This is a genomic window from Mycobacterium hackensackense (genome assembly GCF_025822555.1).
In the GTDB taxonomy this organism is placed as follows: Bacteria; Actinomycetota; Actinomycetes; order Mycobacteriales; family Mycobacteriaceae; genus Mycobacterium; species Mycobacterium fluoranthenivorans.
Window position 1 is genome coordinate 178,318 of record NZ_JACKUC010000029.1, and the last position, 22,260, is coordinate 200,577.

Here is a 22,260-nt window from a genome sequence, read left to right on the forward strand (position 1 = left end):
CTGGCCATGCGTGGCTCGAAGATCCTCATCACAGGTCCGACCGGACAGGTCGCGGCTCCCCTGGCGTTATCGCTGGCAGCCGAGAACGAGGTGTGGGGTATCGCCCGTTTCACCGACACTGCGGCCCGAGAGAGCCTGGAACGCGCGGGAATTCGCTGTGAGAAGGTCAACCTCGCCGCGGGCGACTTCAGTGGCATCCCGTCCGATTTCGACTATGTCCTCAACCTCGCGGTCGCCAAGAGCGGACGTTGGGACAAGGACCTGGGGGCCAACGCCGAATCGGTGGGTCTGCTGATGGCGCACTGCGCCGACGCGAAGGCATTCCTGCACTGTTCGTCGGCCGCGGTGTACGACCCGCCCGATGACGAGCCGCGCACCGAGACCGCAGCACTCGGCGACAATCACAAGTCACTGCTTCCGACGTACTCGATCTCCAAGATCGCCGGTGAGGTGGTCGCCCGCACGATGGCCCGCGCGCTCGGTGTGCCGACGGTGATCGCCCGGCTCAACGTGCCCTATGGCGACAACGGCGGCTGGCCGTTCTATCAGATGGAGATGATGCGCGCCGGGGTGCCGATCCCCGTGCCGCCCGGCGGTCCCGCGCGCTACAACCCCATCCACGAGGACGACATCATCGCGACGCTGCCGAAGATGCTCGCCGCGGCGTCGGTACCCGCGACAACGGTCAACTGGTGCGGTGACCAGACCGTCAGCCTGCAGGAATGGTGCACCTACATCGGCGAACTCGTCGGCAGCGAGCCGGTGTTCGAAGAGAGCGAGCAGGCCTTGCGTGGCGGCCCGACCGACACGACACGGATGCACGAACTGGTCGGCGGCACGGCGGTGGACTGGCGCGACGGTATCCGCCGAATGGTGGCGAACTTCCACCCCGAGTTGGTATCCCTAGAGCGGTGACGCGCCCCGCAGGTGCTCGAAGATCAACGAGGTCTGCGTACCGGCCACGTCGGCGTCGGCGTTGAGGTTCTCCACCACGAACGCGCGCAGGTCATCGGTGTCACGCGCGGCCACGTGCAGGATGAAATCGTCCCCACCGGCCAGGAAGTACACGTCCATCACCTGGGGCCGCTTGCGGATGTTGGCGATGAAGTCCCGGATTCGCCCACGCGCGTTGGACTGCAGGCTCACCGAGATCATGGCCTGCATCGTCAGCCCCACCGCCGCCGGGTCGATATCGGTATAGAACCCGCGGATCACCCCGATGTCCTGCAGGCGGCGTAAGCGGCCGTGGCAGGTCGACGGGGCGATCCCGACGATATCGGCCAGCGCGCTGTTGGAGATGCGGGCGTCGGCGTGCAGGGCCAGCAGCATGCGCCGGTCGATATCGTCGAGCTCCGCCGGCCGAACATCCTTCGGCGCGGGTGCCAGACGCGCGCGCGGTGCTGCTGATTGTTCACGCATGACGGCATCTTATCGAATTAACATCATAGTCATTGCTGTTGGGTCGAAGGTTCTTCACAATTGGACACAACATCCACCGTATCCACGGTATCCGCCGTATCCACCGGTTCACACAGGAGCATGAAATGCGCGTCGGCATCCCGACCGAGATCAAGAACAACGAGTTCCGCGTCGCCATCACCCCGGCCGGCGTGGCCGAATTGACCCGCCGTGGCCACGAGGTCCTCATCCAGGCCGGCGCGGGTGAGGGTTCGGCACTGTCCGACAGCGACTACAAGGCCGTCGGCGCGCAGATCGTCGCCACCGCCGATGAGGTGTGGGCCCAGGCCGACCTGCTGCTGAAGGTCAAGGAGCCCATCGAGGCCGAGTACGCGCGCCTGCGTAAGGGCCAGACCCTGTTCACCTACCTGCACCTGGCCGCGTCCAGGCCCTGCACCGACGCCCTGCTGGCCTCGGGTACCACCTCGATCGCATACGAGACCGTGCAGACCGCCGACAATGCGCTGCCACTGCTGGCCCCCATGAGTGAGGTCGCGGGCCGGCTGGCCGCCCAGGTCGGCGCCTACCACCTGATGCGCACCCAGGGCGGTCGCGGTGTCCTGATGGGCGGCGTCCCCGGTGTCGCCCCCGCCAAGGTCGTCGTGATCGGCGGCGGTATGGCCGGTGACAACGCGGCCGCCGTGGCCTGGGGTATGGGCGCGCACGTCACCGTGTTCGACCTCAACGTCAACACCCTGCGCAAGATCGATGCCGAGTACGGCGGCGCCATCGAGACCCGCTACTCCTCGAGCCTGGATCTCGAAGATGCGGTCAAGCAGGCCGATCTGGTGATCGGCGCGGTCCTGGTGCCCGGCGCCAAGGCGCCCAAGCTGGTCACCAACGCGACTGTCGCCCAGATGAAGTCCGGTGCGGTCCTGGTCGACATCGCGATCGACCAGGGTGGCTGCTTCGAGGATTCCCGGCCCACCACCCACGACGACCCGACCTTCGCGGTGCACGACACGGTGTTCTACTGCGTGGCCAACATGCCGGGTGCGGTGCCGCGGACGTCGACCTACGCGTTGACCAACGCCACCATGCCGTACGTGCTCAAGCTCGCCGACAAGGGTTGGCAGGCCGCGTGCGCCGCGGATGCCGCACTGGCCAAGGGACTCTCGACGCACGAGGGCGCGCTGCTCAACGAGCACGTCGCCAACGACCTCGACCTGCCGTTCACCGACCCGTCGACCGTCCTGATCTGATACCTCACCCCCACCGTCGCCCGGCTGGATTTCTCCGGCCGGGCGATGTGTACGTCACGGGTGATTCGGATCCAGCAGGTAGGGCAACACCAGGGTGGTGAGCTCACCGATCAGCGGCCGCAGGGCGTCGGCCTTGGGATCGTCGACCGCTGAGCGCGTCATGATCGCCAGCAGCACGCGCTGCCCCTCGGGTCCGAACGCGACACCGACGTCATTGGTGCTGCCGTAGTCGCCGCTGCCCGTCTTGTCCGCCGTCGACCAGCCCGCCGGCAGACCGGCCCGCATGCTGGATGTCTGATTGGCCCGCATCCACTGCTCCAGCAGCAGCCGTTGCGCAGGGGCCAGCACATCCCCGGTCAGCAGTGCGCGATACCCGCCGGCCAGGGCCGCCGGCGTGCTGCTATCGCGGGGGTCGCCCGGGATCGCCGAGTTCAGCTCCGTCTCCCAACGGTCCAGGCGGGTGCGGTCGTCGCCGATGCTGCGGGCGAACGCCGTGATCGCAGGCGGGCCGCCGAGGCGCCTCAGCAACAGGTTGGCGGCCGTATTGTCGCTGCGCTGCAACGCCGCCTGACACAACTCGGCCAGCGTCATCTGGCTGCCCGCCCTGGGTCCGGTTACCGGCGAGTTCGCGACCACCGCGCTCGGGTCGACGAACTCCGTTGTCTCCAGCGCCAATTCACCGCGGCCGACCTGCTCAAGCACCCGACCCGCGGCATAGGCCTTGAAGGTCGAGCACATCGCGAACATCTGGTCGGCCCGATGCGCCACCGCCCCCGGGGAATTCAGGTTCACGGCCGACAGACCGACCACGGCATTGTGCCTGCGCTCCAACGCACCGATCCGCTGGTCGAGCGGCGGCAGCGGTTCGGCGGGGTCGGCGTGCACGCGTTCGGCACTGCACGCGGCCACCGCGAAGGTGAAGCCGCCGATCAGGACAGTTCGCCGGGACAACCGCATGTCCCGACTGTACCCATCAGCCCGCGATATGGCGAAGACGTTGCGGCAGTGAGCGTTTCGATTTGTAGGGCCCCAAGACCGCGGCACCGAGCGGTTTGCTCAGCAGTTTGCGTGCCACCGCGTTCACCTCGTCGAGGGTGACGGCATCGATCTGTTCCAGGGTCTGGGCGATGGTGCGGTGTGCGCCGTAGTTGAGCTCGCTGCGGCCCATCCGGTGCATCCGCGACCCCGAGTCCTCCAGGCCCAGCACCAGGCCACCACGCAACGAGCCCTTGGCAATCCGGCATTCGGCTTCGGTGAGACCGTCGCGGGCCACCTCGTCGAGCACATCGGTGGCCAGCCGCACCACCTCGTCGAAACGCTCCGGCAGGCAGGCCGCGTACACCGACAGCGCACCGGCGTCGGAGAACATGTCGATGGTCGAATACACCGAGTACGCCAGTCCTCGGGACTCCCGGATCTGCTGGAACAGACGGGAACTCAGACCACCACCGAGCGCGGTGTTCAGTACCGACATCGCCCAGCGGTGTTCCCAGTACCGTCCGGGTGTACGCACACCGGCGAGCACGTGGCTCTGTTCGCCGTCGCGGTTGACCACCAGCAGACCCGGCCGTCCGGGCACCCGCCCGGCACCCTTGCGGGGCGGGAGCGCGGTGCGCCCCCGGACCAGATGCGGGCCGAAATACTCGCGCGCCAGGGCGACGACCCGCTTGTGGTCGACATTGCCGGCCACCGCGAGCACCATGCGCTCCGGCGTGTAGCGACGCACATGGAACGAGTGCAGCTGCGCGCGGGTCATCGCCTCGATGGACTCCGCGCTGCCGATCACCGGGCGCCCGACGGGGTGATCACCGAACATCGCGGTCAGGAACACGTCACCGAGGGTGTCCTCGGGGTCGTCGTCGCGCATGGCGATCTCTTCGAGCACGACATCGCGTTCGACTTCGACATCCTCGGCGGCACAACGGCCGCGCAGCACGACGTCGGCCACCAGGTCGACGGCGAGTTCCAGGTCGGCGTCCAGCACGTGGGCGTAGTAGCAGGTGTGCTCGCGTGCGGTGAACGCGTTGAGCTCGCCGCCCACCGCGTCCATCGACTGGGCGATATGAACCGCCGAGCGCGTGGGTGTCGACTTGAACAACAGATGTTCGAGGAAATGCGCGGCGCCGGCCACCGACGGACCCTCGTCACGCGATCCGACGTTGACCCACACCCCCACCGACGCGGAATGCACCGACGGGATGTACTCGGTGACCACCCGCAACCCTCCGGGCAGTGCGGTGACCCGCACTGCCTCGGAGGTGTCTTCGCCGCGACTTCCGCGGCGTAATGCGGGTTTAGGCGTCAGCGGTCGCGGCATCTGTGACTGCGGGCTCCGCCGAATCATCTCCGGTGGCCTCGCCCTCTTCGGCGACCAGCACCAGCGAGATCTTGCCGCGGTTGTCGATATCGGCGATCTCCACCCGGAGCTTGTCACCGACCTTGACGACATCCTCGACCTTGGCGATGCGCTTGCCGCGGCCCAGCTTGCTGATGTGCACCAGCCCGTCGCGACCCGGCAGCAGCGACACGAACGCACCGAAATCGGTGGTCTTGACGACCGTGCCGAGGAACCGCTCGCCGGTCTTGGGCAGCTGCGGGTTGGCGATCGCGTTGATCATGTCGATCGCGGCCTGGGCCGCCTCGCCGTTGGAGGCGCCGACGAACACGGTGCCGTCGTCCTCGATGGAGATCGACGCACCCGTCTGCTCGGTGATCGAGTTGATCATCTTGCCCTTGGGCCCGATGACCTCGCCGATCTTGTCGACCGGCACCTTGATCGTGGTGATCCGCGGTGCGTACGGGCTCATCTCGTCGGGCTCGTCGATGGCCTCGGCCATCACGTCGAGGATGGTCAGGCGCGCGTCCTTGGCCTGGGCCAGCGCACCGGCCAGCACCTTGGACGGGATGCCGTCGAGCTTGGTGTCGAGCTGCAGCGCGGTGACGAAGTCCTTGGTGCCTGCGCACTTGAAGTCCATGTCGCCGAACGCATCCTCGGCGCCGAGGATATCGGTGAGCGTGACGTAGCGGGTCTCCCCGTCGACCTCGTCAGAGACCAGACCCATAGCAATGCCCGCTACCGGCGCTTTCAGCGGCACACCGGCGTTGAGCAGCGACATGGTCGAGGCGCACACCGAGCCCATCGAGGTGGAACCGTTGGAGCCCAAGGCTTCTGACACCTGGCGGATGGCGTACGGGAACTCCTCCACCGAGGGCAGCACGGGCATCAGGGCCCGCTCGGCCAGCGCGCCGTGGCCGATCTCGCGGCGCTTGGGCGAACCGACGCGACCGGTCTCACCGGTCGAATACGGCGGGAAGTTGTAGTGGTGCATGTAGCGCTTGGAGGTCTCCGGTCCCAGCGAGTCGATCTGCTGGGCCATCTTGACCATGTCCAGTGTGGTCACACCCATGATCTGGGTCTCGCCGCGCTCGAACAACGCGCTACCGTGCGCCCGCGGGATGATGGCGACCTCGGCGCTCAGGGCGCGGATATCGGTGACACCGCGACCGTCGATGCGGAAGTGATCGGTCAGGATGCGCTGGCGCACAAGCTTCTTCGTCAGCGATCGGTAGGCGGCACCGATCTCCTTCTCGCGGCCCTCGAACTGGCCGGCCAGGCGCTCGAGCACCTCACCCTTGATCTCATCGGTGCGCTCATCGCGCTCGGCCTTGCCGGCGATGGTCAGCGCCTGCGACAGCGCCTCGGTGGCCACCGCGGCGACCTGGCCGTAGACGTCGTCCTGGTATTCGGGGAACAGCGGGTACTCCGCGGTTTCCTTGCCGGCGGCCGCGTGCAGTTCCTCCTGCGCGGTGCACAGCGCAGCGATGAACGGCTTGGCGGCCTCCAGGCCCTCGGCCACCACGGCCTCGGTCGGCGCACCCGCGCCACCGGCGACGAGCTCGATGACCCGGTCGGTGGCCTCGGCCTCGACCATCATGATCGCGACATCGTCGCCGGCCTTACGGCCCGCGACGACCATGTCGAACACCGCACCCTCGAGCTGCTCGACGGTCGGGAAAGCGACCCACTGGCCGTCGATCAACGCCACGCGGACGCCGCCGACCGGGCCGGCGAACGGCAGGCCGGAGATCTGAGTGGACGCCGAGGCGGCGTTGATGGCGAGCACGTCGTACAGATCCTTGGGATCCAGGCTCAGGATGGTGACGACGACCTGGATCTCGTTGCGCAGGCCGGACACGAACGTCGGGCGCAGCGGGCGGTCGATCAGGCGACAGGTCAGGATCGCGTCGGTCGACGGGCGGCCCTCACGGCGGAAGAACGAACCGGGGATGCGGCCCGCGGCGTACATCCGCTCCTCGACGTCGATGGTCAGCGGGAAGAAGTCGAAATGGTCCTTCGGGGACTTGCTGGCGGTGGTCGCGCTCAGCAGCATCGTGTCGTCGTCGAGGTAGGCGACGACGGAGCCGGCGGCCTGACGGGCCAGCCGGCCGGTCTCGAAGCGGATGGTGCGGGTGCCGAAGCTCCCGTTGTCGATGACGGCGGTGGATTCAAACACGCCTTCGTCGGTTTCAACTGCAGACATATGTGTCCGTACAGCCTCTCTTGGTCAGGTATTCAACTGTTTCGCGCGTCAGCGAACGTGAGACCCGTCCCGGATACGGCTACGGCCGTCGATCGAAGCGGCCGGGATGAACTCCCGGCAGCCACTACCGAAGACCGCCCGATACCTCGAACGGTGCGGTGACGCACAGGAACGGTGCGCGCGGAAACACGCGAACCGCACCAAGTGTCAGGGCCCAGTGGCCTAAAACACCCCCATGTTACACCGGGACGAAACTGCCACTGGCAAGCAGTGTCACGAGACGTCCTCGACGCACACGGTGAACTCGCGCTGGTCGTACGGGTAGCCCAGGCCACTCCCGCACTGATCGACGTTGGCCACCCCTTGCAGGATCTGCGTGGCGCGCTGGCGATGCGGCTGGGTGGTGTCGCCGCAATCCACCCGGATGGGGTCGCGGCCATGCTCCGGATCGATGCTCATGCAACCGCCGGGCACCCAGTCGATATCCATACAGGTGGTGCCGCCACCGTCACCGAAGGTGCTGTGCATGGAGTAGTACGAGTCGGCATCGGTCGGACACTCGTCGCCGGTGGCAACGGTGGCGATGACCTTGTAGTTCGACTCGGGGCTTCCGCACTGCGCCTTGATGGCCTCCGGACGGTCCGGCGGACCGCCCACTTTCAGGCAGTCCCCGGCCCGCAGATCCGCGGCAGCAGCCGACGAACAACCGGTGGTGAGTCCCCCCACGAGAAAACAGAACGCGGCCAGCGCGGCCGCGGCCCGCCGCGTCAGCGACGCAGACCGAGGCGCTCGATCAGCGACCGATAGCGCTCGACGTCGACCTGCGCGACGTACTTGAGCAGCCGGCGCCGGCGACCGACCAGCAGCAGCAGCCCCCGCCGCGAGTGGTGGTCGTGCTTGTGCATCTTCAGGTGTTCGGTCAGATCGGAGATCCGCTTGGTCAGCAGGGCCACCTGAGCCTCCGGCGAGCCGGTGTCGGTGTCATGCAGGCCGTACTGGCCGAGGATTTCCTTCTTCTGTTCGGCAGTGAGCGCCACGAAACAACTCCATCAAAAAGGTCCGCGAGGATTATCTGAGGCACGGCCGCCGCGAACTGCAGCACGCGCTGGGTCGCCGCGAAGTCTAGCAGCACCTCACTGCGCAGCGAGAATCGTGCGCGCCTTGGCGGTATCGCCTTGCATCGCGACCACCAGGTCGTCGACCGAGTCGAACTTCTCCTGGCCACGGATGCGCGCCACGAAATCGACGGCGACGTGCTGGCCGTACAAGTCTGCCTCGGTGTCCAGCACGAAGGCCTCGACCGTGCGGGTGCGCCCGGAGAAGGTCGGGTTGGTGCCCACCGACACCGCCGCCTGGTAGCGCTGTCCGGGGGTGACGGTGCCGACCACCGGGCCGTGCCCGAGCACGGTGAACCATGCCGCGTAGACCCCGTCGGCAGGGATGGCCGAATGCATGGGTGGCGCGACATTGGCGGTCGGGAAGCCGAGCACGCGGCCGCGCCCGTCACCGCGCACCACCACACCTTCCACCCGGTGCGGCCGGCCCAGCGCCTCGGCGGCGGCGACCACGTCACCGGCGTCGACGCAGGACCGAATGTAGGTCGACGAGAACGTCACGGTCTCGTCCCGGAGCAAGACCCCGTCGCTGCGCTCGCCCAGACCGGGTTCGGCCACTTCGGACACCAGGGTCATCCCTTCGACGGCGAAGCCGAACCGCTCACCGGCCTTGCGCAGCAGGTTCACATTGCCCGCCGCCTTCTTGCCGAAGGTGAAGTTCTCCCCCACCACCACCTCGACGGCATGCAGGCTTTCCACGAGGAGCTCGTGGATGTAGCGCTCCGGGGTCAGTTTCATGAAATCCGCGGTGAACGGCATCACCAGGAAGACGTCGATACCGGTCTCCTCGACCAGTTCGGCGCGCCGGGTCAACGTGGTCAGCTGCGCCGGATGGCTACCGGGAAAGACCACTTCCATCGGATGCGGGTCGAAGGTCATGAGCACGGTGGGTACACCGCGCGAGCGGCCGGATTTCACCGCATGATTGATCAATTCGGCGTGTCCGCGGTGAACACCGTCGAACACCCCGATGGTCACGACACATCGTCCCCAGTCTGTGGGGATGTCTTCCCGGCCCCGCCACCGTTGCACAACGCAAGCCTACGGCGCGCACGCCTCGCCGTCTGCTCCGGATCCCCGGATCAGGTGATGATTGCCTAAACTTTCTCGGTGTGAGGTCCACGTGAGTCCCAACGGCAACCCGCACGACCTGACGACGGTTGCTCAGGACTACCTGAAAGTCATCTGGACCGCGCAGGAGTGGTCCAGGGAAAAGGTGAGCACCAAGCTGCTCGCCGAACGGATCGGCGTGTCGGCGAGCACGGCGTCCGAATCGATCCGCAAGCTCGCCGATCAGGGCCTCGTCGATCACGAGAAGTACGGCGCGGTGACACTGACCGACGCCGGCCGGCGTGCCGCGCTGGCGATGGTGCGCCGACACCGATTGATGGAGACGTTCCTGGTGCGCGAACTCGGCTACGGCTGGGATGAGGTGCACGACGAGGCCGAGATCCTCGAGCACGCGGTATCCGACCGCATGCTGGACCGCATCGACGCGAAGCTGGGCTTCCCCACCCGTGATCCGCACGGAGATCCGATCCCGGCCGCCGACGGCAGGGTGCCCACGCCGCCGGCCCGCCAGTTGTCGGCATGCAACGACGGCGATACCGGGACCGTGGCACGCATCTCCGATGCCGACCCGGAGATGCTGCGCTACTTCGACAGTGTGGGCATCAGCCTGGACTCGCGGTTACGCGTACTGGCCCGGCGTGACTTCGCCGGCATGATCTCGGTGGGTATCGAAGGCGACGGCACCGAGGACGGCGGTCACGCTACGGTCGACTTGGGAAGCCCTGCGGCACAGGCGATTTGGGTTGTGCCCTAGCAGTTTCGGCGACCCGGCCGGCTAACGCACCAGGCGCAACTGCGGGCGTGCCGACGCCTCGCGGGCCTGCACTTCGCGGGCACGCATATCCAGCCCGGCCAGGCTGTCCACCAGCCGGCACACGCCGTCGGCCTCGACGGCCTCCAGCAGCGCCGGACTCAGCAACGCGCCGCTGAACTGTCCGCTGGCGGTGATCCACGACCCCGAGCCCGCGGGTGACACGCGGAACATCAACCGCACCGACAATCCCTCAGCGCCGGTGGCGGCCAATTCGATTCGGGTGCCCTCGTCGACCGACTCGACAACCCAGTCCAGAGTGTTGGTGACGCCCAGCATGCGCAGCTTGGCGCTGAGCCGGGTACCCGCGGCGACGGTGGCAGGCGGCGGCGTGACCCAGCTGTCGTGCACGGCGAACCACTGACCCCAGGTGCGGGGGTTCGTGAGTACCTGCCACACCGCCGCCGGGGAAGCGGACAGATGCTGCGAAGCATCGATATAGCCGACGGGCGCTTCACGTTCGCGGTGCGGGAAGATCCGTGCGCGGTCTCGTCGCGACACAAGGCGCCGTCCGTCGATGTGGTCTGCGGCGTATCCGAACCACTCGGAGGGATGAGCGGGCAGCTGCATCGTCATATCTGTAACAACGCAAGCCGAACGACCGCGGTTCCCGTGAATTCTTGTGGTGCTGATCTCGAATTGGTCACGACCCCGGGATGAACCACAACACGCTGGACGCGTGTTGTGGATGTGGCGCACGGGGCTGTCGAGGCCTGGTGTGGCGCGCTACAGCGTGGCCGGCCGCAGCACGACGATCGATTTGGTACGAGCGGGACCGTCCTGCAGCAGCGCGATCACCCGGCCGTCCGGCGCGGTGGCCGCGTACACCCCGTCGATACCCGCGGGCGCGAGCGCCCGGCCGTGCCGGGCGTCCTCGGTCTCGGCGTCGGTGAGATCACGTCTCGGGAACCCGAGCAGGCAGGCCTCGTCCAACCCGTAGGACAACCGCGCGGCGTCGGCCAACTCGTCGAGCGTGCGGGCCTCGTCCAGGCCGTAGCGCCCGACCCTGGTGCGCCGCAGCGCGGTCAGGTGCCCGCCGACCCCCAGGGTGGCGCCGACATCGCGGGCCAGCGCCCGGATATAGGTACCCGACGAGCAGTCCACCTCGACGTCGACATCGACGAATTCGCCGGCCGCCGGCACCGCGGCCTGAGCGTCCGATCTGCGCACGGCGAGCACCTCGAACCGGTCGATGCGCACCGGCCGCGCGGGCAGTTCGACCGTCTGCCCTTCCCGGGCCAGCTTGTAGGCCCGCTGCCCGTCGACCTTGATGGCGCTGACCGACGACGGCACCTGGGAAATGTCTCCGCGCAGGACCGCCACCGCCGACTCGATCTGCTCATCGGTGATATGCGTCGCGGAGACATCTTGCAGCACTTCGCCTTCAGCGTCCTCGGTGGATGTCGTCCGGCCGAGCCGAATGGTCGCGGCATAGGACTTGTCGGTGGCGGTGAGCAACCCGAGGATCTTGGTGGCCCGTTCGATGCCGACCACCAGCACGCCGGTGGCCATCGGATCCAGCGTCCCCGCATGTCCCACTTTGCGGGTACCGAAGAGCCGTCGGCAGCGGCCCACCACGTCATGGCTCGTCAGCCCGGCCGGCTTGTCGACGATCACCAGGCCCGGCGGGATCACGCTCTGGCCCGCTGCACCGGTCACAGCGTGATCGCCGTCAGCGCCAGACCGTCTCGCACGGTCCACCGCCCGGCCAGCACCTTCAGCGGTGGCCCGGACTCGGCGGCGGGATCGATGAGGATCCTCGACTCGAAGGTGCCGGCCGAACCCGAGGAGTCGGTGGTGAACCTGATGTGCGCATCCTCGAATCCCAGCCAGCGATGCGTGAGGGGAAACCACGCCTTGTAGGTGGCTTCCTTGGCGCAGAACAGGATCCGGTCCCAGTGCAGTCCCCCCGGCAGGCCGCCGAGTTCGAGGCGTTCCACGGGCAGACTGATCGCGTCGAGCACACCCTTGGGCAGCGTGTCGTGCGGTTCGGCGTCGATCCCCAGCGCGCGCACCTCGGCGCTGCGGCCCACCACCGCGCCACGGAACCCGTCGCAGTGCGTCAAACTCCCGACCACCCCGTCGGGCCAGCACGGTTCACCCTTGTCTCCCTTGAGGATCGGCACGGGCGCCAGCCCGAGTTCGCCGAGGGCTTGCCGGGCGCAGTGCCGCACCGTGACGAATTCGTTGCGCCGCTTGGCCACCGAACGCGCCACCAACGGCTCCTCCTCCGGTAACGGCGCCAGGCCGGGAGGATCGTCATAGGTTTCGGCGGTCACCACGACCTCCGACACCACCGTACGCAACAAACTCACGGTCAGTACCCCCGCCGGGTCTTGATGCGTTCCTGCATCTTCTGGGCGTTCTCGCGCATCTCGGTGGTGATCTCGAAGTGCCCGCCGAATTCGTTGAGGTAGCCGGGCGCGTAATTCGGGTCCGGCAGGATCTGTCGCAACCAGCGATATGGCTTGCGGCGCCGCCATTCCCGCGGATAGCCGACCGAGACCTCCTCGAACCGCACGCCGTCGTACCAGGTGGTGCGCGGGATGTGCAGATGCCCGTACACCGAGCAGATGGCGTTGTATCGGGTATGCCAGTCCTTGGTCGCCGTGGTGCCACACCACAGCGCGAACTCGGGGTAGAACATGGCGTCGCAGGGTTCGCGCACCAGCGGGAAATGGTTGACCAGCACCGTCGGGTTCATCCAGTCCAGATCCTCCAGCCGCTTGCGGGTCTGGGCCACCCGGTCCCGGCACCAGGCGTCGCGGGTGGCGAACGGTTCGGCGGACAGCAGGAACTCGTCGGTCCCCACCACGTTGCGTTCCCGGGCCACCGCCAGTCCCTCGGCCTTGGTCGCGGTGCCCTCGGGCAGGAACGAGTAGTCGTAGAGCAGGAACATCGGCACGATGGTGGCCGGGCCGCCCTCCTCGTTCCACACCGGGAACGGGTGCTCCGGGGTCACGATGCCCATCTCGTCGCACATGGTGACGAGGTAGTCGTACCGGGACTGCCCGAAGATCTGCATGGGGTCCTTGTTGGTGGTCCACAACTCGTGGTTGCCCGGCACCCAGATCACCTTGGCAAACCGTCGGCGCAGCAGATCCAGCGCCCAGCGGATCTCGTCGGTGCGCTCACCGACGTCACCGGCAACGATCAGCCAGTCCTCGGGCGAGGACGGGTAGAGCGATTCGGTGACGGGCTTGTTCCCCGTGTGACCGGTGTGCAGGTCGCTGATGGCCCACAGCACAGGCCGGCGCTGATCTCGTGACGTCGCGGACACAACGGATCAGCCTACTTGCGCCACCCGTGGGCCTCCGGGCGAGCACGCGCCGAGCAACTAGAACCTGTTCTCATTTCCCGTCCGGACGCCCGATGCACCCTTGTACACTCCCCCGCAGTGCTCGATTGGGACGCACTGCGAAGTTCGAGGGGGTGTGATGGCTGCCAAACTGCGTCTGCTGTCGGCGCTGTGCGCGCTGGTGGCCGCGGTGATCGTGGTGTGGCAGGCCAACCCGGCCGGCGCTCCTGTGCAGGTCCGCGCCGCCGACCTGCCGCTGACCAACGTCTCCACGACCATCAAGTGGCCGGTCATCGAGACCACCGATCCGTCCCCGTTCGACCCCTGCCGGGACATTCCGCTGGACGTGGTGCAGCGCATCGGGCTGGCCTTCACGCCGCCCACCCCGGAGGACGGACTGCGCTGCCACTACGACGCCGGCAACTATCAGATGGCCATCGAAGCCTTCGTCTGGCGGACCTACGAGCAGTCCCTGCCCGCCGATGCGATCGAACTGAACATCGGCGGCCACCGCGCGGCGCAGTTCTGGATCATGAAGCCCACCGACTGGAACGACCGCTGGTGGATCACCTGCATGATCGCCTTCAAGACCAGTTACGGCGTCCTGCAGCAATCGGTGTTCTACTCGCCGGTCGATTCACCGGATCGCCCGGACTGCCTGCAGACCAACCTGCAACGCGCCAACGAACTGGTTCCGTACTACAAGTTCTGAGCCGGCGGGCGTGGGTAATGTTCGTTAGGTGAGCTCCAGAATCTCGCAGCTGTCCCGGCACGCCCTCGGCCGCGCCCTTCACCTCCCTCCGCCGATCTGTGACTACGCCGTGCACCGGGCGCTGCCGGTACCGATGCGCGACGGGGTGGAGCTGCTGGCCGACCATTACCGTCCGCTGACCCCCGCCCCCGCGGGCACCCTGCTGGTTCGGGCCCCGTACGGACGCCGATTCCCATTCACCATCTTTTTCGGCAGTATCTACGCCGCCCGTGGCTACCACGTCGTATTCCAAAGCGTGCGTGGGACGTTCGGGTCCGGTGGCACGTTCACGCCGATGGTCAACGAGGTCTCCGACGGGATCGACACCGCCGCCTGGTTGCGCGAACAGCCCTGGTTCACGGGGACATTCGCCACCATCGGGTTGTCCTACCTCGGCTTCACCCAGTGGGCGCTGCTCACCGATCCCCCACCGGAACTGGTCACCGCGGTGATCAGCGTCGGTCCGCATGACTTCGCGCAATCCTCCTGGGGCACCGGGTCGTTCTCGCTCAACGACTTCCTCGGTTGGAGCCACATGATGTCCCACCAGGAGGACCCGAACCTGGTGCGGGCGGTCGTGCGTCAGGCCCAGGCCGGCCAGCGCGTCGGCGCCGCGACGATGGATCTGCCGGTGGGCGCGGCCGGGCGGCGGCTCCTGGGCGACGGCGCACCCTGGTACGAGTCCTGGCTGCAGCCACCGGACGAAGACCCCGAGCTGTGGGCCCGCCTGGCGGTGACCGAGGCGCTGGACCGGGTGGACGTCCCGGTGCTGTTGATCAGCGGCTGGCAGGATCTGTTTCTGGACCAGACGCTGGCGCAGTACCGGCGTCTGCGCGAGCGCGGCGTCGACACCGCGCTGACCGTCGGGTCCTGGACGCACACCCAGTTGATGCAGCGGGGCGCCTCGGTTGTCCTGCGCGAGACGCTGGACTGGCTGGGCACCCACCTGGCGGGCCGGCCCAGCGCCCCTCGCAGTCCGGTGCGGATACACCTCAACGGCGGTGCCCCCGGGGACGGCTGGGTCGATCTGCCGGACTGGCCGCCTGCATCGACGGACCACACGCTCTATCTGCAGGCCGCTGGCGGGCTCTCGGACGCACCCGGACAGGGTGGTCTCACCTCGAGCTTCACCTACCATCCCGCCGACCCCACCCCCACCATCGGCGGACGGCTGCTCTCCGCCAAGGGCGGCTACCGTGACGACACCGCGCTGGGCGCCCGCGCCGACGTCCTGACCTTCACCGGAGCCCCGCTGCCCGCGGATCTGTATGCGGTGGGAGTTCCGGTGATCGAACTGGCCCACCACACCGACAATCCGCATCACGACCTGTCCATCCGGGTCAGCGAGGTCGATGCACGGGGGCGGTCGCGAAACGTCACCGATGGTTTCCGGCGGTACACCGGCTGCTCCGAGGACGTCGTACGGATCGAACTCGACGCGATCGCCCACCGCTTCGCCGCCGGTACCCGCATCCGGGTCGTGGTGGCGGGCGGTTCGCATCCGCGGTTCGCCCGCAATCTGGGCACCGGTGAACCCACCGAGACCGGTCAGACGCTGCGCCCGGCGACCCACACCATCACCCACGACGACCGCTCGCGGCTGATCCTGCCTGCGGGCCGCCCGACCCCGTCAGCCGACTGAATCGCGGACCCGTCCGGCGATCGCCGCCAGGGTCTGCGCATCGTGCACCGGCGCGCCGAAATCCTGCGGTACGGCGAGCTGTACCCAACTGGCGCAGCCCGCGTACTCCGGTGTGCGGGGCAGCCGGATCGGCACCGCCAGCGGGTGGGCCTGCACCACCAGCACCGTCAGGCGATGCCTGGGGCGGAAATCCAGCCGATCGGTTCGCACCGACTCGGCGGTCCAGATGTGCAGGTCGGCGATCTCTTCGATGGCCTCGGGCCGATTCACCTGCACCGCGGCCACCACCGTCGCCCCGGCCCGCAGCACGACCGCCTCCTCGGTGCTGTCGGCCTCCTGACCGCCAGGGGCCAGCAGGTCCCGATGCTCCGGGCGTACCCGCTGCGCATGGCTGTGCGCCACCGTGGGAAACAGCAGAAACGGCGCCGCGGCCGCCGCCGGATCGAGGGAGAAGCGCTTCTCGTGGATACCGCCCTTGCGCAGCAGCACCGTCTGGCGGCCGTCGAGCAGGGCCCGCACCGCGGCGCTCCATTCCTTGAGGGCAGGTGAATTCACTTGGCCGCCAGGCGAGCCCGCACCTCGGGACGGCGCAGCGGCGGCACCGTCTTGGGCGGTTGACGGCGCGGCGGCAGTTGCCGCAGCAGCCTGGTGGTGATCTCGGTGACCTCGGCGACCGCCGTCTCGAATGCCGCTTCGTTGGCGGCGGTGGGTCGGGTGATACCGCTGACCTTGCGGATGAACTGCCGGGAGGCGGCTTCGATCTCCTCAGCGGTGGCGGCCGGTTCCAGACCGCGCAGCTCGGTGATGTTTCGGCACATACCCCCACGATATGTTCATGCGATGACCTCTGCTGACGTCCTTCTCATCGAGACGACCGACCGTGTCCGCACGCTGACGTTGAACCGGCCGCAGGCGCGCAATGCGCTCTCGGCGCAGCTGCGCACCGCGTTCTACGCAGCGCTGCGCGCCGCCCAGGCCGATGACGCTGTCGACGTGGTGATCCTCACCGGCGCCGACCCGGTGTTCTGCGCAGGGTTGGACCTCAAGGAACTCGGCGACACCACCGAGTTGCCCGATATCTCCCCCAAGTGGCCGCCGATGACGAAACCGGTCATCGGCGCGATCAACGGTGCGGCGGTCACCGGCGGACTCGAGCTCGCGCTGTACTGCGACATCCTCATCGCCTCCGAACAGGCCCGCTTCGCCGACACCCACGCCCGGGTCGGATTGCTGCCCACCTGGGGCCTGTCGGTGCGGCTGCCGCAGAAGGTCGGCGTCGGGCTGGCCCGGCGGATGAGCCTGACCGGGGACTACCTGTCCGCCGCCGACGCGCTGCGCGCCGGGCTGGTCACCGAGGTCGTGGCCCACGACGAGTTGCTGCCCGCGGCGCGCAAGGTCGCCGCCTCGATCGTCGGCAACAACCAGAAAGCCGTTCGCGCCCTTCTGGATTCGTATCACCGAATCGATGCCGAGCAGACCCAGGCCGGTCTGTGGATCGAGGCCGAGTCGGCGCGGGCCTGGATGGCGGACACCTCCGGTGACGATATCGCCGCCAGCCGGGCCTCGGTGTTCGAGCGGGGCCGCGAGCAGGTACGCCCCTAGCCGTTGCTCATATGAGCAAAAATATGCGCATGTGTTGACGCGGTCTCTTTGCCCTTCCTAACGTGATGGCCGTCACGCGCCTCGACGCCGAGGCACAAGTTAGGAGTAGCGATGAGACTGGCAAGAGTTGCGGCCGGGTTGGCAATCTCGGCCACGGTGGCCATCGGTTCCACCGCCTGCACCATGCCCGGGGACAAGGGCGCCACCGGCGGCAACACGGCCGGCGACGGCGCGGTCAAGATCGGGTTCAGCCAGGCGACCCAACAGAGCCCGTTCTACGTCGCCCTGACCGACGCCGCCAAGCAGACCGCCCAGCGGGATGGCAACGAGCTCTTCTTCGCTGATGCCAACGGTGACGTCACCAAGCAGAACAACGACGTCCAAGATCTCATCACCCGCGGGATCAACGTCCTGGTGATCAACCCCGTCGACCCCAAGGGCGTCGCTCCGTCGATCGCCGCCGCGTCGGCGGCGGGCATCAAGGTCGTCACCGTCGACCGCCCCGTCCAGAGCGGCGCGGCCGCCTTCGTCGGACGGGACAACAAGGCCATGGGCCAGACCGTCGGCGAGGCGGCCGTGACCGCACTCGGTCCCGCCGGCGGGACCATCATCGAGATCCAGGGCGACGCCGGCGGCGCGGTCGCCCGCGACCGCCACGACGGGTTCGCCGCCGCGGTCAACGGCCACCCCAACATCACCGTGGTCGACGGTCCGTACAGCGACTACATCCGGTCCAACGCCGTCACCGCCATGCAGGACCTGCTGCAGGCGCACCCGGACGTCAAGGCCGTCTACGCCCAGAACGACGACATGGCACTCGGGGCGCTGCAGGTGCTCGACGAGAACAACCGCCGTGACGTCTTGGTGTTCGGCGTCGACGGGCTCATGGAAGCCGTCCGGGCCATCGCCGACGGCAAGCAATACGTGGCCACCGCCCTCAACGACCCCAATATCGAAGGGCAGCTCGCCGTCGAGACCGCCGTCAAGGTGGCCAAGGGTGAATCGGTCCCCGAATTCATCGACGCCGGTACGGGTTTGGTCGACAAGACGAACGCCGCATCGCTGGTCGGCGACACCACCTTCGCCAAGGCGCCGGCGCCCCCGGCCTGATCCGCACCGACACTGCCACCTCGACTCCAGGAGATTCACACCGATGACCACCGAAGCACCCACCCGTGATCTGGCCGCCGATGACGTCATCCCGCAGACCATGACCGCCGCCGTCATGCACGCTCCGGGCGATATCAGGGTGGAGGATGTCGCGGTGCCCAGGCCGGGGCGCGGGCAGGTCCTGCTCAAAGTCGCCGCCTGCGGTGTCTGCGGCTCGGACATCCCGCGGATGCTGCACAACGGCGGCTACATCATGCCGATCATCTGTGGCCACGAATTCTCCGGCTGGGTCGTCGAATTGGGCGAGGACGTCACCGGTTTCGAACTCGGCGAACTCGTCTCGGTGCCACCGCTGATCCCCTGCCGCAGTTGCGATTTCTGCCTCAAGGGTGCGTTCGGGCTGTGCGAGAACTACGACTACTTCGGTAGCCGCTGCGACGGCGCCTACGCCCAGTACGTGGTGTCGCCGGTGGGCAATCTGCTCAAGATGCCCGCAGGTATCGACCCGCGGGCCGCGGCCATGATCGATCCCGCAGCGATCGCGTTGCACGGATTGTGGAAGACGGGGCTGCGCGCCGGGCACCGCGTGCTGGTCATCGGCGCGGGCCCGATCGGCCTGTTCGCCGTCCAGTGGGCCCGGCTGCACGGCGCGACCGAAGTCGTCACCGTCGACCTGAGCGAGGAGAAGGCCGCCATGGCACGCGAAGCCGGCGCCACGGCGGCGGTGCAGGGCGCCGAGGAAGCCCGCGCCCTGGGCGGGCGCGGATTCGACATCGTGCTGGAATCCGCGGGCGTGCCCGTGACGGCCGATATGGCGGCCAACCTGACCGGGCCGCACGGGCACGCGGTGTTCATCGGCATTCCGCACGCCCCGGTGCCGCTGGGTAAGGACACCTTCAACCGGTTCATGCGTCTGGAAGCCAGCCTGCACGGATCGTGGAACTCGTTCTCCGCGCCGTTCCCCGGCGATGAATGGCGCACCTCGGCCCAGTTGATGTCCACCGGGCAACTGAGATGGGAATTCATGATCACCCACGAACTGCCGTTGTCGGCCCTGCCGCAGACCATGCACCAACTCGGCGAACGATCGATCTTCTCGTCGAAGGTTCTGTTCCTACCCAACGAGGACTGATCATGGGAATCCTGCTGTCGATCGACCTGGGCACCGAAGGTGCCCGGGTGGGAGCGTTCACCGAGGACGGACGCGCGCTGGGTGAGGCGCACCGGACCTATCCGACCCAGTTCCCCAAACCGGGCTGGGCGGAACAGGATCCGCGAGACTGGTGGGAAGCCCTCACCGGAGCCACGCGCGAACTGCTGAGCACCGCCGAGTGCCGGGCTTCGGGTGACGTGGTGGCGATCGCGGCGGCCACCACGGCGTCCACCGTGGCCGTGGTCGACGCCGCGGGCGTGCCGCTGCGACCCGCCATCCTGTGGATGGACTGCCGCAGCAGCGCGGAATCCGAACGCACCGCGAAGATCTCTGCCGAGTTCCCGATCCTGGACTGGTCCGGGGGCTCCGATGCCGCGGAATGGCTTGTGCCCAAAGCAATGTGGTTACGTTCACACGACGCGGAGAACTATCGCCGGGCGGACCGGATCGTGGAGGCGGTGGACTACGTCACCTTCCGCCTCACCGGCCAGTGGGTCGGCTCGCAGATGAACGCGGTGTGCAAGTACAACTACGACACCATCGCCGGGCGGTTCCCCACCGAGTTGTACGCCGCGCTCGGGGTCGAGGATCTGGCGGCCAAACTGCCCGATCGGATCGTCGAGGTGGGCGGGGTCGCCGGCACGTTGTCCCCCACCGCCGCAGCCGATCTCGGTATCTCCGGCAGTCCCGTCGTGGCGGTCGGCGGCATCGACGCGCACGTGTCGTTGCTGTCCTGTGGCGATGACCTCGACGGGCTGGTCTCCCTGGTGTCGGGCACCTCCTCGGCGATCATCGCCGAGGTCGACGTGCCCACCGACACCCACGAGATCTGGGGCCCGTACCCGCACGCCCTGCACCAGGGCAAGTGGCTGGTCGAGGGCGGTCAGGTCACCAGCGGCTCCGTACTCAAGTGGACCGGCGAGTCGATCATGGGAGTGCCCAGGACCGACCTGCCCGGACTGATCGCGCAAGCCACCGCGGTCGATCCCGCACAGCACGGCCTACGCGCACTGGACTACTTCATGGGCAACCGCACACCGCATCGTGACCCGACGCTGCGCGGCGCCGTCCTGGGCCTGTCGCTGGGCACCACCAAGGCGGAGCTCTACCGGGCCATGGTCGAGGCGGTTGCCTGCGGCACCCGCGCGGTCATCGACTCGTTCGAACGCGCCGGGGTGTCCTGCCGGCGCCTGGTGTTCTCCGGCGGTATCGAACGAAACCCGTTGTGGCAGCAGGTCACCGTCGATGTACTGGGCCGACCGGCCGAATTCGTCGTCGGCGCGAACCTGACGCTGCGGGCGTGCGCGGCGATCGCCGCCACCGGTGCCGGGGTGACCGCCTCCCTCGTAGAAGGATCCCGGCTGTTCGCGCCTCAGGTGCGAACCCTCGAACCGGATCCGCAACGAATTCCCGTCTACCAGGACACTTATCGGGACTATCAACGCCTGACCGCCATGGTGGCGCAGTTCACGAAGGACGGCGCCCATCGGCCGGCCACCGGAGCTGCCACGCCGGCACGGCCCATCGAGCTGATCCGCTGATGACGCATCCGGCCGACCGCAGTCACATCGAACTGCTGCTGCACGTCGCCCAGTGCTACTACGAGCACGGGCGCACCCAGGAGGACATCGGGCACGAACTGCACCTGACCCGCTGGAAGGTGGGCCGCCTGCTGGACGAGGCGCGTGAGGTCGGCATTGTCCAGATCAAGATCGTGCATCCGCAGGCCCGCCGCGCCCACCTCGAGGTGGCGCTACGCAGCGAGTTCGGGCTGCGGGAGTGCATCGTGGTGCCCGGCCCCGAAACACCGGGCTCCGACGGGCACATCGCCGCCGCGGCGGTCGGCTACCTCAAGGCCAACGCATCGTGGATCACCACGTTGGCCGTCTCGTGGGGTAACACCCTGCAGCACATCGCTGCCGTGCTGCCGGCCGGATGGACCAGCGGGATCGAGGTGATCCAGGCCAACGGCGGGGTCAGCCGTTCGGTACGGCCCACCACCGCAGCCAATATCGCCACGAGCATCGCGCACAGCGGCAACGGCCGGGCCACGCTGCTACCGGTGCCCGCCATCGTCGAGCGGATCGAGACGCGCGACGCGCTGTACACCGAGGGATTCGTCGTCGACGTGCTCAGCGTCGCCCGCCGGGCCGACGCGCTGCTGTTCTCGCTCGGGGCGCTGGGGCCCAGCTCGGTGCTCGTCGAATCCGGTGCGGTGACGGCCGGCGAGCTGCGTGAGCTGGAGTCCCTCGGCGCCTGCGGGGACGTGCTGGCGCACTACATCACCGCCGCGGGTGAGATCGCTCATCCCGGGATCGACCGCAGGACAGTCGGGCTCGGCCTCGACGATGTCAAGAACGCCCACTGCGCGATCGCCGTGGCGGCGGGCCCGGACAAGGTGCCCGTGGTCCGCGCCGCGCTGCGCAACGGGCTGTGCACCGTGCTGATCACCGACGAACCCACCGCGACCACCGTTCTCGAACAGAGCGCGGTGTTGGAGGCATGA

The 22,260-nt window shown here is 67.9% G+C and carries 23 protein-coding genes; 10 read left to right on the forward strand and 13 right to left on the reverse strand.

The window, feature by feature from the left end; all coding sequences use genetic code 11:
* Positions 1–6: 6 nt before the first annotated feature.
* Positions 7–915, forward strand: coding sequence for an NAD-dependent epimerase/dehydratase family protein (locus H7J86_RS03995; protein ID WP_090356636.1), 909 nt, complete (start codon positions 7–9; stop codon positions 913–915).
* Here the strand turns inward: H7J86_RS03995 and aldR are convergent.
* The gene (gene aldR, locus H7J86_RS04000) at positions 904–1,419 is read right to left on the reverse strand and encodes an HTH-type transcriptional regulator AldR (RefSeq protein WP_090356638.1); all 516 of its coding nucleotides are present in this window, start codon (positions 1,417–1,419) and stop codon (positions 904–906) included. The two genes, H7J86_RS03995 and aldR, sit on opposite strands and share 12 nt — an antisense overlap.
* A gap of 125 nt (positions 1,420–1,544) precedes the next feature.
* Between aldR and ald the strand changes: the two genes are divergently transcribed.
* A complete protein-coding gene (ald, locus tag H7J86_RS04005; RefSeq protein WP_090356640.1) occupies positions 1,545–2,660 on the forward strand; it encodes an alanine dehydrogenase in 1,116 nt (371 codons plus the stop codon).
* 54 nt (positions 2,661–2,714) lie between these two features.
* On the opposite strand, the gene bla is transcribed toward ald, so the two are convergent.
* The 6 genes from bla to H7J86_RS04035 all read right to left on the reverse strand — a co-directional run bounded on the left by bla (position 2,715) and on the right by H7J86_RS04035 (position 9,348).
* Positions 2,715–3,617, reverse strand: coding sequence for a class A beta-lactamase (bla, locus tag H7J86_RS04010; RefSeq protein ID WP_267289491.1), 903 nt, complete (start codon positions 3,615–3,617; stop codon positions 2,715–2,717).
* Between the two features lie 16 nt (positions 3,618–3,633).
* Entirely contained in the window at positions 3,634–4,977 is a 1,344-nt protein-coding gene (locus H7J86_RS04015) for a M16 family metallopeptidase (RefSeq protein ID WP_090356643.1), read from the reverse strand.
* Complete coding sequence (locus tag H7J86_RS04020; RefSeq protein ID WP_090356645.1) at positions 4,955–7,201, reverse strand: polyribonucleotide nucleotidyltransferase; 2,247 nt, start codon at positions 7,199–7,201, stop codon at positions 4,955–4,957. Before H7J86_RS04020 ends, H7J86_RS04015 begins: the two co-directional genes overlap by 23 nt.
* A gap of 273 nt (positions 7,202–7,474) precedes the next feature.
* Positions 7,475–7,972 carry an LppU family putative lipoprotein gene (gene lppU / locus H7J86_RS04025; RefSeq protein ID WP_443677653.1) on the reverse strand — a complete coding sequence of 166 codons (498 nt, stop codon included), beginning with the start codon at positions 7,970–7,972 and terminating at the stop codon, positions 7,475–7,477.
* Positions 7,969–8,238, reverse strand: a complete 270-nt coding sequence (rpsO, locus tag H7J86_RS04030; RefSeq protein ID WP_090356648.1) for a 30S ribosomal protein S15 — start codon at positions 8,236–8,238, stop codon at positions 7,969–7,971. Before rpsO ends, lppU begins: the two co-directional genes overlap by 4 nt.
* A 96-nt stretch (positions 8,239–8,334) precedes the next feature.
* Positions 8,335–9,348, reverse strand: a complete 1,014-nt coding sequence (locus H7J86_RS04035) for a bifunctional riboflavin kinase/FAD synthetase (RefSeq protein ID WP_090356650.1) — start codon at positions 9,346–9,348, stop codon at positions 8,335–8,337.
* Between the two features lie 91 nt (positions 9,349–9,439).
* On the opposite strand from H7J86_RS04035, the gene mntR reads away from it, so the two are divergent.
* Entirely contained in the window at positions 9,440–10,141 is a 702-nt protein-coding gene (gene mntR / locus H7J86_RS04040) for a manganese-binding transcriptional regulator MntR (RefSeq protein WP_267289493.1), read from the forward strand.
* A gap of 21 nt (positions 10,142–10,162) precedes the next feature.
* On the opposite strand, the gene H7J86_RS04045 is transcribed toward mntR, so the two are convergent.
* The 4 genes from H7J86_RS04045 to pptH form a co-directional block, all read right to left on the reverse strand.
* On the reverse strand, positions 10,163–10,768 hold the full coding sequence (locus tag H7J86_RS04045) for a type II toxin-antitoxin system Rv0910 family toxin (protein ID WP_267289495.1): 606 nt from the start codon (positions 10,766–10,768) through the stop codon (positions 10,163–10,165).
* A 156-nt stretch (positions 10,769–10,924) separates the two neighbouring features.
* Positions 10,925–11,833 carry a tRNA pseudouridine(55) synthase TruB gene (gene truB / locus H7J86_RS04050; protein WP_267290575.1) on the reverse strand — a complete coding sequence of 303 codons (909 nt, stop codon included), beginning with the start codon at positions 11,831–11,833 and terminating at the stop codon, positions 10,925–10,927.
* 20 nt (positions 11,834–11,853) lie between these two features.
* On the reverse strand, positions 11,854–12,519 hold the full coding sequence (pptT, locus tag H7J86_RS04055) for a 4'-phosphopantetheinyl transferase PptT (protein WP_090357252.1): 666 nt from the start codon (positions 12,517–12,519) through the stop codon (positions 11,854–11,856).
* Entirely contained in the window at positions 12,516–13,478 is a 963-nt protein-coding gene (gene pptH, locus H7J86_RS04060) for an ACP phosphodiesterase PptH (protein WP_167158614.1), read from the reverse strand. Before pptH ends, pptT begins: the two co-directional genes overlap by 4 nt.
* Before the next feature lie 157 nt (positions 13,479–13,635).
* Here pptH and H7J86_RS04065 point away from each other — a divergent pair, with 157 nt between their 5' ends.
* Positions 13,636–14,208, forward strand: coding sequence for a DUF3558 domain-containing protein (locus H7J86_RS04065; RefSeq protein WP_090356661.1), 573 nt, complete (start codon positions 13,636–13,638; stop codon positions 14,206–14,208).
* 28 nt (positions 14,209–14,236) lie between these two features.
* Positions 14,237–15,889 carry a CocE/NonD family hydrolase gene (locus H7J86_RS04070; RefSeq protein WP_267289497.1) on the forward strand — a complete coding sequence of 551 codons (1,653 nt, stop codon included), beginning with the start codon at positions 14,237–14,239 and terminating at the stop codon, positions 15,887–15,889.
* Here the strand turns inward: H7J86_RS04070 and H7J86_RS04075 are convergent.
* Both H7J86_RS04075 and H7J86_RS04080 read right to left on the reverse strand, forming a co-directional pair.
* Positions 15,878–16,444 carry a DUF1802 family protein gene (locus H7J86_RS04075; RefSeq protein WP_090356662.1) on the reverse strand — a complete coding sequence of 189 codons (567 nt, stop codon included), beginning with the start codon at positions 16,442–16,444 and terminating at the stop codon, positions 15,878–15,880. The genes H7J86_RS04070 and H7J86_RS04075 overlap by 12 nt on opposite strands.
* Complete coding sequence (locus H7J86_RS04080; RefSeq protein ID WP_090356664.1) at positions 16,441–16,707, reverse strand: DUF2277 domain-containing protein; 267 nt, start codon at positions 16,705–16,707, stop codon at positions 16,441–16,443. Before H7J86_RS04080 ends, H7J86_RS04075 begins: the two co-directional genes overlap by 4 nt.
* Before the next feature lie 22 nt (positions 16,708–16,729).
* Here H7J86_RS04080 and H7J86_RS04085 point away from each other — a divergent pair, with 22 nt between their 5' ends.
* From H7J86_RS04085 to H7J86_RS04105, 5 genes are all read left to right on the forward strand, one after another.
* Entirely contained in the window at positions 16,730–17,491 is a 762-nt protein-coding gene (locus tag H7J86_RS04085; RefSeq protein WP_090356666.1) for an enoyl-CoA hydratase, read from the forward strand.
* Between the two features lie 111 nt (positions 17,492–17,602).
* Entirely contained in the window at positions 17,603–18,601 is a 999-nt protein-coding gene (locus tag H7J86_RS04090) for a substrate-binding domain-containing protein (protein WP_267289499.1), read from the forward strand.
* A 43-nt stretch (positions 18,602–18,644) separates the two neighbouring features.
* Positions 18,645–19,733: a galactitol-1-phosphate 5-dehydrogenase gene (locus H7J86_RS04095; RefSeq protein ID WP_267289501.1), complete on the forward strand. Its 1,089-nt coding sequence runs from the start codon at positions 18,645–18,647 to the stop codon at positions 19,731–19,733.
* Between the two features lie 2 nt (positions 19,734–19,735).
* The gene (locus tag H7J86_RS04100; RefSeq protein WP_267289503.1) at positions 19,736–21,295 is read left to right on the forward strand and encodes an FGGY-family carbohydrate kinase; all 1,560 of its coding nucleotides are present in this window, start codon (positions 19,736–19,738) and stop codon (positions 21,293–21,295) included.
* Positions 21,295–22,260, forward strand: coding sequence for a sugar-binding transcriptional regulator (locus H7J86_RS04105; RefSeq protein WP_267289505.1), 966 nt, complete (start codon positions 21,295–21,297; stop codon positions 22,258–22,260). Before H7J86_RS04100 ends, H7J86_RS04105 begins: the two co-directional genes overlap by 1 nt.

Bases quoted from the DNA above. Each gene is read 5' to 3' on its own strand.
- H7J86_RS03995 (WP_090356636.1), top strand. From the start codon at position 7: ATGCGTGGCTCGAAGATCCTCATCACAGGTCCGACCGGACAGGTCGCG.
- aldR (WP_090356638.1), bottom strand. From the start codon at position 1,419: ATGCGTGAACAATCAGCAGCACCGCGCGCGCGTCTGGCACCCGCGCCG.
- ald (WP_090356640.1), top strand. From the start codon at position 1,545: ATGCGCGTCGGCATCCCGACCGAGATCAAGAACAACGAGTTCCGCGTC.
- bla (WP_267289491.1), bottom strand. From the start codon at position 3,617: ATGCGGTTGTCCCGGCGAACTGTCCTGATCGGCGGCTTCACCTTCGCG.
- H7J86_RS04015 (WP_090356643.1), bottom strand. From the start codon at position 4,977: ATGCCGCGACCGCTGACGCCTAAACCCGCATTACGCCGCGGAAGTCGC.
- H7J86_RS04020 (WP_090356645.1), bottom strand. From the start codon at position 7,201: ATGTCTGCAGTTGAAACCGACGAAGGCGTGTTTGAATCCACCGCCGTC.
- H7J86_RS04045 (WP_267289495.1), bottom strand. From the start codon at position 10,768: ATGCAGCTGCCCGCTCATCCCTCCGAGTGGTTCGGATACGCCGCAGAC.
- H7J86_RS04065 (WP_090356661.1), top strand. From the start codon at position 13,636: ATGGCTGCCAAACTGCGTCTGCTGTCGGCGCTGTGCGCGCTGGTGGCC.
- H7J86_RS04080 (WP_090356664.1), bottom strand. From the start codon at position 16,707: ATGTGCCGAAACATCACCGAGCTGCGCGGTCTGGAACCGGCCGCCACC.
- H7J86_RS04085 (WP_090356666.1), top strand. From the start codon at position 16,730: ATGACCTCTGCTGACGTCCTTCTCATCGAGACGACCGACCGTGTCCGC.
- H7J86_RS04090 (WP_267289499.1), top strand. From the start codon at position 17,603: ATGAGACTGGCAAGAGTTGCGGCCGGGTTGGCAATCTCGGCCACGGTG.
- H7J86_RS04095 (WP_267289501.1), top strand. From the start codon at position 18,645: ATGACCACCGAAGCACCCACCCGTGATCTGGCCGCCGATGACGTCATC.
- H7J86_RS04100 (WP_267289503.1), top strand. From the start codon at position 19,736: ATGGGAATCCTGCTGTCGATCGACCTGGGCACCGAAGGTGCCCGGGTG.
- H7J86_RS04105 (WP_267289505.1), top strand. From the start codon at position 21,295: ATGACGCATCCGGCCGACCGCAGTCACATCGAACTGCTGCTGCACGTC.